This window comes from Kribbella sp. NPDC050820 (assembly GCF_040653975.1).
GTDB lineage: Bacteria > Actinomycetota > Actinomycetes > Propionibacteriales > Kribbellaceae > Kribbella.
On record NZ_JBFAHB010000138.1, the window covers coordinates 1 to 10,781 of the forward strand.

Here is a 10,781-nt window from a genome sequence, read left to right on the forward strand (position 1 = left end):
ATCGCGGCCCGCCGGGCCGCTAGGAGTGTGCAGCTGACCGCTGCCTGTGTCTCGTTGCCGGCGGCGGCCAGCGTCAGGGAGCGAGCCAGCTCGAGCTCGACGTACATGTCTGCGATCCGAAAGGCGACCGCCTGGTAGCCGCCGATCGGGCGTCCGAACTGTTGCCTTGCGCACGCATACTCGCGGGCGAAGTCATAAGCGCGTCGCGCCACCCCGACGGCTTCGGCGGCCAGCAGGAGGAGTCCGCGCGAGCGGATCGCGGCGATTGTGGCCTCAGCCGTCGGGGTGTGACAGACCGGCTCCGCGCGGGCAGCAGACAGTGTGATGGCTCCGATGGTTCGCAACGGGTCCAACGGTGCCCCACGGTGAACGTCGACGCCCTGGGCGGCCAGATCGACGCGAAACAGCATCGGTCCCGCGGGTGAATCTCCCGCGACGATGACTCCTGCGGCGAGCTCGAGATCCGGCACCAGGCCGACGGCGCCGGTCAGCGTCCAGGAATCGCCCCACGTCGCCACGGCTTTCGGCATCGGGCCCGCCGTCTCATCGAACCCTATTGCGACGCTGTCAGGCCCAGATCTCGCCTCGCCCAGTACGGTCAGACACATCGTGGGCCACCAGGGCTGCGGTGTGAGGTAGTAGCCACACTCCTCGGCCACACGGACCTGGGCGAGGGCCGGCAGGTCGGCATCGAACCAGCCCAGCTCTGTCAGTTCTGACCAGCCCGCCGGATCCGCTCGCAGAGGACTGTCCGCGAGCTCCGCGATCCGGTCCGTCGGGTAGCGGCGGGCGAGGACGTCGCGGGCTGTGCACTGAACGGAGAGGCAATCGTCGCTCGTCGTGGTCACTGGTGCTCCTGTGGATCGGCTATCTGGTCCTGGGCAGTCCCGCGACTTGTTCCGCGATCACGGACTGCAGAATCTCGGTGGTGCCGCCCTCGATCGTGCTGCCGCGACTGCGCAGTAGCTGAGCTGTCCATCCGGCGGCCGTCGGGTCGACTGTCATGACGTCGTTGCCGAGGACATCGATCGCCAAGGCCGTGAGGTCCTGATTTGAGCGCGACCACTGGAGCTTGAGGATCCTGCTCTGCGGACCGGGGCGGCCGGTGGTGACGAGCTCGGACATCGTTCTTTTGGCGGTGGCCTTCAGAGCCTGGACATCGATGTACAAGAGTGCGAGGCGGTGCCGCAGCGCCGGCTCGGCCGCGACGCCGCGCTCCCTCATAGAGGTGACGAGCCTGTCCAGCTGGGTGGCGAGGCGCGCGACCAGCGTGCCTGCGAGCGTGACGCGCTCGTGCGACAGGGCGCTCATCGCCACCGTCCAGCCGGATCCTGCGGCTCCGACCACTGCGTCGTCCCCGACGACAACGCGGTCGAACCGGATCCGGCAGAAGTTCTCGTCGCCGTTGATCTGACGGATCGGCGTCACATCGATGCCGTCGCTGGTCAGGTCGACGAGGAGGAGGGACAGACCCCGGTGCGGGCCGACGTCTGGATCGGTCCGCGCCAGCACGAGACAGAAGTCCGCGAGCTGGGCGTACGATGACCACAGCTTCGTACCGTCGATGCGGTACCCGCCGTCGACCCGGGTGGCTCGGGTGCGGACTGCGCCGAGGTCGGACCCGGCTTCCGACTCGGAGAAGCCCAGGCAGAACATTTGACTGCCGATCAGGATCGGCTCCAAGTGCCGGCGTTGCTGCTGGGCCGAACCATGCTGGATCAATGTCGGTCCGGCCATCTGCAGACCGACGATGTTCGGCGGCTCGGGGACGCCAGCCCGATCGCATTCCTCCGCCAGGATCAGCTCGTGCTCGATGCCGTACCCGTGACCGCCGAACTCGACAGGCCAGGTGAGGCCCGCGTACCCGCCGTCGAACAACCGCTGGCTCCACGCCTGCAAGCTCGGCTTGCCGCGGTCGCCGAGCTCCGGTGCATACCGCCGGTTGGTCCGCAACCAGGCGCGGAGCGCCCGCCGAAAGGTGCCAGGCGCGCTCAGGGTGTCCACTTGGCGACTGTAGTCAGGGCACGACGACCGCGGCTAGGGTCGGATCGCCCGGAGGGTTGATCGCGGCGGATAGCGGCATCGATACGGAAGGGAGCGAACGTCGTGGCTGAGGCGAGAACCGTGCGTGCACCGGCGGAGGAGCGGGAGGTCCGCCTGCGGGAGCTGGCTGTGACCTTCCGGATCCTGGCCCGGCGCGGGCTCGACGAAGGCGCCGGTGGCCATGTGACAGCGCGAGATCCTGAGTACCCGGATCGGTTCTGGATCAACCCGTTCGGCCAGCCGTTCGGCACCGTTTGCGTCCGCGACCTGCTGCTGGTCGACCAGGCCGGTAACGTTGTCAAGGGCAACGGTCGGGTCAACCCGGCAGGGTACGCGATTCACTCGCAGTTACATGCCGGGCGTCCGGACGTCATCGCGGCTGTGCACACGCATTCGACGTACGGCCGTGCCTGGTCGTCGCTCGGTCGGCCGCTCGACCCGATCACGCAGGACGCGTGTGCGTTCTTCGGGGACCACGCGGTGCACCGGGACTTTCCGGGCGTCGTCCTGGAAGCGGCCGAGGCCAAACGTATCGCGGCGACTCTGTCCGGGATGAAGGCTGTCATCCTGCAGAACCACGGCCTGTTGACTGTCGGGCGGTCCGTCGGTGAGGCGGCGTGGTGGTTCGTCCTGATGGACAAGTGCTGCCAGATCCAGTTGCTTGCGGAATCGGCCGGGCGGCCGATTCCGGTTCCAGTTGAGACCGCCCAGGAGGTAGCTGGAGTGATGGGCGTGCCATCGATGGGCCGGCTCAACTTCAGGTCGCTGTACGCCGAGATCGTTGCTGACAGCCCCGATCTGCTGAGGTGAGGCCTTGGTTGCGTTGCTGAACGAGCTGGTCCGGCTGCACGGCACCGAGGAGGCTGTCGCCGACCGGCGACGGAGCTGCACCTGGCGGGAACTGGACGAGCGGGTCAACCGTTGGGTGGCTGCTCTTCGCGGGGCAGGGCTCCGGCCGCGCGAAGTCGTCGCGGTGGTGTGCAACAATCGCATCGAATGTCTTGAGGTGCTGCTTGCCTGTCTGCATAGCGGGTTGGTGCTCGTGCCGGTGAACTCGCGGCTCGCCCCGGCCGAGGTCGCTCACATCCTTCGTGACTCGGGCTGCCGGGTCGTGCTGTCCGAGCCTGCGTGCGACGATGCGACGGCCGCGGCGGCGCTGGGACTCGAGATCACTCATCTCAGTCTGGAGCAGGATCTCGCGATGCTGGACCCGGCCGCGCCGGGCGACCAGACCTGCGGTGGGCTGATGCTCTACACGTCGGGAACGACCGGCACGCCGCGTGGTGTGATGAGCCACCTGTTCACCTTGGGCGCACCGATGGACGCAGCCGCCCGTGCATTGCGGGCCGCGCGCTATATCGTCGGGATCCCGGCCCGACGGCGAGGCCTGCTCGTGTGCCCGTGGTACCACTCGGCGCCTCTGTACTTCGGTCTCATGTCGCTGCTGCTCGGTAACCGCACTCGGATCCTCGACAAGTTCGATTCGGCGGCGTTCCTGGAGATCGTGGCCGCGGAGTCGATCGACCACTGCCATCTAGTTCCGACCCACTTTGTCCGACTGTTGCGCGATCGGCGCCCCGGAACGTACATCGGTGGACTCGAAACGGTCTGGCACGGCGGCGGCTTCTGCGATCCTGAAGTCAAGACGGAGATGATCGCCTGGTGGGGGCCGGTGCTCGTCGAGTACTACGGAGCCACCGAGGGCGGAATCGCGACTATGATCGACTCGGCGCGGTGGGAGCGCCACCGCGGGAGTGTCGGCCGGCCGTTGCCCGGGACCACGGTCACCGTCGTCGGTCCCGACGGCGGACCGGTCCCGCCGGGCGAGAGTGGGCGGGTCTTCGTCGAACGTCCCACGCACGAGGGGTTCGCGTACCACCGTGATCCGGATAAGACCCGCGCGGCACATCTGCGAGCTGGCGTCTACACGTTCGGCGAGCTCGGGCGCGTTGATGCGGACGGCTACCTCTACCTCGACGGGCGCGCCGATGACCTGATCGTGTGCGGGGGCGTCAACATTTACCCGGCAGAGGTGACTGCGGCCCTGCGGCGGCACCCGGCGGTGCTCGACGCCGTGGTCTTCGGCTACCAGGACGCAGAGTTCGGGCAGGTCGCTGCAGCGCTGGTGATGGCCGAGAACCTGATCGACGAGGATCTGCTCGTAGCGGACCTGCGGCGGCACTGTGCCAGGCTGGTCGCTGGCTTCAAGGTGCCCAGGTGGTGGTGGTTCACGCGACAGTTTCCCCGCGACGAGGCTGGCAAAGTTCGGCTGGACTCGGTTCGGCAGCTTGTACGTGCCATTCCGGGGCATGCTTCGCCATGATGCTGTGCAACCAAGCGCTACTTTGGTACCGGCCGACGGGCCTAAGCTGAGTCGACGGTGTATCTGTCGGCCGGGCTGGAGCGGTCGAGGATGAGCTGGCCGGTGCTGGATTGGGCTGGGGGCCGACCGGCGCGACGCGTCTTCCCGCTGCAGCCGGATCTCGTTGGCATCTCCAACGATGTGGTCGTGGCGGCGATCGAAGCTTTGGTCGAGCGGCATCCGACCCTACGCACGCGCTACCTGTGGGGTGGCGCTGGTGGAACGCGGGTACTGCACGCGACTCCGGACGTCGAGTTGATCCGATCGACAATCAACGACTCTGTTGCCGAGCACTCCTTCGACCTGGACCACGAACGGCCCTTCGGCGTGGAGCGAGCCGGACGGCTGAGGGTGTGCCGCACCTCCGGCTGGTGGTCAACACATCGCAACGGATCTGCACGGAGCCGACGTGTTGCGGGCTGAATTGACTGGCCGTGTCCAGCGGACGCCGTTGGGTACCGCGACGGGCTTCACGCCGTTCGACACTCGTGCTCGCCGACCCGTCCAAGGCTATCGACCGCGACGGAGGGCCCGCGTGGCTCGAACGGAGGCCCGCGTGGTTCGAGCAGTGCGGCGCCGCAGGCTACGGTCTGGGCTTCTTCGGGCGACCGGACTCCGGCCTGGTGACGCCGTCGCCCTGGTCAGTGGGAATCGCATCGAGTGTCTCGAGGTGCTGCTCGCCTGCTTGCACAGCGGGCTCGTCCTGGTGCCGGTGAACTGCCGGCTCGTCCCGGCCGAGATCGCACAGATCGTGGTCGATGCCGGCTGCCGGGTGGTCATCTCGGACCCAGACCGCGGGGAGGAGACGGCAGCGGCGGTAGCCGGTCGCGGGATCCGTCACCTGAGCGTGGATCAGGACATCGATGCGGTAGACGCGCGGGAGCCGGCGTCCCAGACCTGCGGTGGGCTGATGCTCTACACATCAGGAACCACCGGTACGCCGCGTAGTGTACTAAGCCACCTGTTCACACTCGGCTCGCCCATGAACACCGTCGTGGCGACTCTGCGACTCGCTCGGCACGTGGTCGGGATTCCCACCGGCAGACGTGGTTTGCTGGTTTGCCCGTGGTACCACTCGGCCCCTCTGTACTTCGGCCTGATGTCGCTTCTCCTGGGAAGCCGGATCCGGGTCCTCGAGAAGTTCGAGCCAGCCGGCTTCCTGGACGTCGTCGCTGCGGAAGCGATCGACCACTGCCACCTGGTGCCGACCCATTTCATCCGGCTGCTGCGTTACCGCGACGCGAGTGGCCGGTCCCATGGCGGCGGCAGCCTCGAAACGGTGTGGCACGGCGGCGGCACATGCGACATCCACGTCAAGACCGACATGATCGCCTGGTGGCGACCTGTGCTGGTCGAGTACTACGGCGCGACAGAGGGCGGCATCGCGACAATGATCGACTCGGAGCAGTGGGAGCGCCACCGAGGGAGTGTCGGCCGGCCCTTGCCGCGATCCACAGTGACTATCGTCGATTCCGACGGTATGCCGCTACCACCGGGCGAACGGGGACGTGTCTTCATCGAACGCGCCACCCGCAGCGGTTTCGCATACAACAACGATCCGCGCAAGACCCGAGCCGCTCATCTCCGGCCCGGTGTCTTCACGTTCGACGAGCTTGGACATCTGGACGAGGACGGCTACCTGTACCTCGACGGGCGGGTCGACGACACGATGTGTGTGGAGGGGTCAACATCTATCCGGCCGAGGTGACCGCTGCCTTGCTGCGGCACCCGGCAGCGCTCGATACGGTGGTGTTCGGCCACGAAGACGCGGAGTTCGGACAGATCACGGCAGCCCTTGTGATGACCGAGGAGGCCGACGAAGACCGGTTGGTGGTGGATCTCCGGACCCACTGCAGTGCGCTCGTCGCCGGCTTCAAGGTCCCCAGAATGTGGTGGTTCACACGGAGGTTCCCGCGCGACGAAATCGGAAAGCTGAGGCAGACTTCTGTGCAGCGTCTGACTCGCGCGATCCCAGGGCACCGGACGCTGGCGTAACGCTCCATACGAACTGGTGAGTCTGGCGGACTCTTCCTAGCACCGTAACTCCAAGCTCTCACTCTGAGGCTGGTGTTGTACAACCAGGACAGGCCGTCGTTTGGCCTCTTACGCTGAGGCGATGGTAAACCTGCCGGTCGAGGTGGACCGATCGAGGATGAGCTGGCCTGTGCTTGATTGGGCCATGGGAGCTGACTCGGTGAACGGCGGCTGGGCGGCGGCTGATCGACGCGATGCTCACGTCAACAACCTCCGGATCGACGCCGACATCGCTGGTCTCACCAATGATGCCGTCACCGCGGCGCTCCGAACCCTGATACAGCGCCACCCGACGCTGCGCACCCGCTACCAGTGGGACGGTGTTCGGGGCAGTCAGATCCTCCACGCCGCGCCGGAGGCCGATCTGATCCGATCGCTGACGAGCGACTCCGCGCGCGATCATTCCTTTGATCTCGATCGCGAGCTACCCTTCATCATCGAGCGAAGCCGCTCCGTTGACGGCGCTCCGCACCTTCGGCTCGTGGTCGATCACATCGCGACAGATCGGCGCGGAGCCGAAGTCCTGCAAGCTGATCTGATCGCGTTGCTCCAGCGGCGATCTCTGCCCGCCGAAACCGGCTTCTCACCCGCCGAGCTTGCGCACTGGGAGGCCAGCCCCGACGGAATCGAATGGCAGAACGCCAGGGAGCGCGGCTGGTGCACACACCTGACCACTGCGCTTCGCCGGCACGAGACCGACCGTGCTTCGCGCCTCGGTCCGACGCCGAGGCAGTCCTCGACCAGCTTGCAGGAACAGGTGCTCTGGTGCCGCAGCATCGGTGGTGCGTTGTCCCATGGCGCCAGTCGGTTGCGAACCTTCGAGTCAGCCATCGTGCTCGCCGCCATCGCAGCCGGGCACCGCCATGTACTCGACCAGAGGGTGTTCGTCGCCCAGGTGCTCAGCGTCAACAGATGGAGCCGGCGAGGACGGTCGTCATCCGCGAAGTTCTTCATGCAGGGCCCCGTGATACTGGAGAATCTCGGCGCACAACGGCCGGTTCCGGACGACCTGCGCAAGGTTCACGAGGTGCTGATCCATGCAATGCAACTGGCATACGCCGATCCGCTACGAATCGATCAGCTCGTCGACGAGCTGGGGAGTCGCCAGGTGCCAGGCATCCAAGGTGTCTATTACAACTATGTGCTGGCGGACCCGTCCCGAGCCCTGGCCCCGGATAGCGACTCGCGGTTGACCTGGATCGAGCACCGCGGCGAGGCCGGCTACGGTCCCGGCCTCGTGTATGACGTTTGGCGGGCCGGTGACACCCTCAGAATCAGCCTCCGGCACGATCCCGGAAGCATCCAGCCTGCGGACGTCACAGCGATCCTGGATTCCGTGCCGCGCTTCATCTCGCAGGTGACATCCGGATCGACCCCGGCCTAGACGCGTACACAGGCAGTCCTCTGCAGGATTGAAGGAAGGTCTTGGTGCTGGGCGAGCAACTTTCAGCTAGTGCTTCATCAAGCATCGTTGGGTAGGTAATCCGGTCGACGGATCTTGGAGTCGGTGGCGAAGCGGCGTTTGGGTTGTGCTCGCTTGTTGCGCGAGCGGACGTAGCCGGCGATCGCGTTCTCCTGTGCGGCGTGGTCGGGGTAGCCGCTGCCGTCGAGGGTGAAGTAGCGCAGGGCGGTGAACTCGCACTCGTAGGGTAGCTCCGGCGCGTTGCCGCGCCGGAGCCCCTCAGAACCGGGCGTGCGGGCTGGCAGAAGTGCTGTTCGGCTGCCATCGCTGGTGGTTCGGCGGTGGCAGTGGCTGTGTATGAGGCGGGTTGCGGTGCGTTCGTTCGGGGGCCTGACCCTGGTTGCTGGACACGCTGAATCCAGCCATGTGCTGGGGAAGCGAGATGATCGGGACCATGGCCCGCAAGAACTACTCCGAGGAGTTCCGTCGGCAGGCCGTCGACTTGTACGAGTCCAGTCCGGGAGCGACGCTGCGTGGGATCGCAGCCGACCTCGGGATCGAGCGGGCGACCCTGGCGCGCTGGGGCGAGCTGTATGGCTCGGGCAAGTAGACGACCGCCGCCGGGACCACCGTGTCCAGGCCTTCGCGGGCCTGTCAGCGCGCACCCAGGGCGAATGCTGGGCCGGAGACACCGGAGGCGAGAATCGCTCGGCTCGAGGCCGAGAACGCAGAGCTGCGGGCGGAGCAGGCCAAGCTCACGACCGAGCGGGCACAAACCCCTATCCGGCCGGTTATGCGGGAACGCTGGCGGAGGAGCCAGCATCAGGTTCCCGGTTTCCCGTTGGCTTTCGGCCACCGGGATTCGCTTCTCGGGGTCGTCCTGCTCCCGCCGGGGAGTTCAGCCTTCCTCACGGTCAGCCCACCAGGCGACCACGTCGCCTGGACCCCGACGGGGTTGTCACGTTCCGCATGACACAGATACGACCGATGGGCGCCCTCTGTACCCCGGGGACGGTGGTGCGTTCCCGCCCGGCCAATCCCCCCGGGCGGCACCCGCCGACTCACAACGGCCGGCCCCTATCTCTCGCTGAAACATCCCATCGACGAGAGTGCTAATGACGAGGCGTCAACGAGGGTTCATGTTCTTCACCCGTCCGGTCTTCCCCAGCCTGTGGCCACCGGATGGAACGGCGGCCCTTGGGCCTTTCACCCTGGTCTTCGCACCCCGCAGTTACCCGCGACGCACGCCAAGGCGGGGGAGGGACACGCACCTTAACCACACGCCTCGATCTCGACGCTTAAGGTTGGCAAGCGCGATCTCTCGGTAAGGCCTAGTCGCTCCTTCTCGTTTATGCGGACGCCCCAGTCCGGCGCGATCCCGATCAAACAAGCCCAGAGCAGAGCCATCGACGGCGCGTCCGAGCCATCGGCTCAATCCCTTGCACCACTCACTGGTCCAGTTGGCAGCGAGGACTCTCGGCCCGATCGCAGCAGGCGGCTGATAGACCCTGAAGGGGACCTTCCCTCGGTAGGAGGTGTTGGCAGGGTGCGTGTGGGAGGGGTCAACGTGGAGCACGCGCAGCGTAGCGAGCATGAACGACGTTGATGCCGACGAGCGCAGGCTGATGATGGGCCGTCGAGGGATGGTCTGACTCGATGGCTTGTGTGGCCTCGAGCCTTCTCTGTGAGGAGGTTTTGGTCATGTCGGTGCTGCAGGTGGCGCTTGATGCTGCCACGTTGGTGGTGGCCGTCGACCCGGGGAAGGTGTTGAACCGGGTGTGGGTCAGTGACGGGTCGGGTCTGTTGGCCGATCCGGTGTCGGTGCCGGTCTCTCGTGACGGTGTGGCCGGTGTTGAGCAGGTAGTGGCTGCGCATCGTGGGAACGGTCGTGGGTTGGTGTTCGCGGTCGAGGCGACTGGGAGTCTGCACCGTGCCTGGGCGTTGGAGTTGGAGCGTCGCTATCCGGGGGCGGTGCGGTTGTTCGCGCCGTCGGAGACCAAGGCTGCGCGGGTGCAGTTGGGATCGGGCCGGTTCAAGACCGACGACCGAGATTGTGCGGCGTTGACGTATCTGGCCCGCCAGGGCGCGGGCCGGGTGCTGGTGGATGAAGTGGAGGTGGAGGCGTTACGGGCGGTGGTGCGGCACCGGCGCGGGTTGGTCGCGGATCGCAAGGTGGCTCAGCAGCGTCTGCACGATCAACTGAACAACCTGGTTCCGGGGTTGTCCGCGCCGGCCGGGCACGGCCGGAGCCTGGCGGTTGAACGCCCCTCGGGGCAGGCGGTGCTGGCCTGTGCTGCGGCGTTTGCCGGCCGAGCGCCGTCGGTGCGGTCGCTGCTCGCGCGCTCACCCGGACGTCTCACCAAGGCAGACGCGCAGTACTGGGTGCAGCGGTGGCGAGGATGCCTGGCGCCACCAGCCGATGCCGAGCACCGGGCCCAGCGGCTGGCCAAAGACCTTGCCCGCTTCCGGATGCTGTGCGCGGACATCGCCGCGCTGGACGGCGAGATCGCCCAGCTGCTGGCCGGCACCGACGGGCAGATCCTGACGAGCTTGCCCGGGGTCGCGGTTGTGCGTGCGGCCGCGTTCGCGGCGCACAGCCTGCCGATCGAGCGGTTTCCCGATGCCGAGCATTTGTACTCCGCGACCGGTCTGGCACCCGCGCTCTACCAGTCTGCGACTCTGCACCGCCGTGGCCGGATCTCTCGCCAGGGCCTGGCCGAGCACCGCGACGCGCTGATGGGGATCGCCTGGGGACTGTCGGTGTTCTCGCCGTCGTTCGCGCAACGCGACCGCGAGTACCGTGCCCGCGGCATGCGACCCATCCAGGCCCGGGTCGCGCTGGCCCGGCACGCCTGCCGGCTCACCTACCGGATGCTCAAGACCCAACAACCTTTCGATGAACAGGCGTATTGTCGAGGAAGGCTCAGCCGCGGACGGTGA

At 66.9% G+C, this 10,781-nt stretch carries 8 protein-coding genes and 1 pseudogene; 7 read left to right on the top strand and 2 right to left on the bottom strand.

What is annotated here, in order from left to right; translation table 11 throughout:
• A partial coding sequence (locus tag AB0H36_RS47230) for an acyl-CoA dehydrogenase family protein (RefSeq protein WP_360538678.1) occupies window positions 1-848 on the bottom strand: 848 nt, incomplete at its 3' end.
• Window positions 849-867: 19 nt separating this feature from the next.
• Window positions 868-2,004, bottom strand: coding sequence for an acyl-CoA dehydrogenase family protein (locus AB0H36_RS47235; RefSeq protein ID WP_360538681.1), 1,137 nt, complete (start codon window positions 2,002-2,004; stop codon window positions 868-870).
• A 102-nt stretch (window positions 2,005-2,106) separates the two neighbouring features.
• Between AB0H36_RS47235 and AB0H36_RS47240 the strand changes: the two genes are divergently transcribed.
• The 7 genes and pseudogenes from AB0H36_RS47240 (at window position 2,107) to AB0H36_RS47270 (ending at window position 10,781) form a co-directional block, all read left to right on the top strand.
• Window positions 2,107-2,853: a class II aldolase/adducin family protein gene (locus AB0H36_RS47240; RefSeq protein ID WP_360538684.1), complete on the top strand. Its 747-nt coding sequence runs from the start codon at window positions 2,107-2,109 to the stop codon at window positions 2,851-2,853.
• A gap of 4 nt (window positions 2,854-2,857) precedes the next feature.
• Entirely contained in the window at window positions 2,858-4,366 is a 1,509-nt protein-coding gene (locus tag AB0H36_RS47245; protein WP_360538687.1) for an AMP-binding protein, read from the top strand.
• 595 nt (window positions 4,367-4,961) lie between these two features.
• Window positions 4,962-6,113, top strand: coding sequence for an AMP-binding protein (locus tag AB0H36_RS47250; RefSeq protein WP_360538690.1), 1,152 nt, complete (start codon window positions 4,962-4,964; stop codon window positions 6,111-6,113).
• Window positions 6,110-6,400 (top strand): hypothetical protein, encoded by a 291-nt coding sequence (locus tag AB0H36_RS47255; protein ID WP_360538693.1) that lies wholly within the window; start codon window positions 6,110-6,112, stop codon window positions 6,398-6,400. The genes AB0H36_RS47250 and AB0H36_RS47255 overlap by 4 nt, the downstream gene beginning before the upstream one ends.
• Window positions 6,401-6,521: 121 nt before the next feature.
• The gene (locus AB0H36_RS47260; protein ID WP_360538696.1) at window positions 6,522-7,823 is read left to right on the top strand and encodes a hypothetical protein; all 1,302 of its coding nucleotides are present in this window, start codon (window positions 6,522-6,524) and stop codon (window positions 7,821-7,823) included.
• 472 nt (window positions 7,824-8,295) lie between these two features.
• Window positions 8,296-8,610: pseudogene (locus AB0H36_RS47265) on the top strand (transposase); the annotation flags it as partial.
• Between the two features lie 932 nt (window positions 8,611-9,542).
• Complete coding sequence (locus AB0H36_RS47270; protein WP_360538699.1) at window positions 9,543-10,781, top strand: IS110 family transposase; 1,239 nt, start codon at window positions 9,543-9,545, stop codon at window positions 10,779-10,781.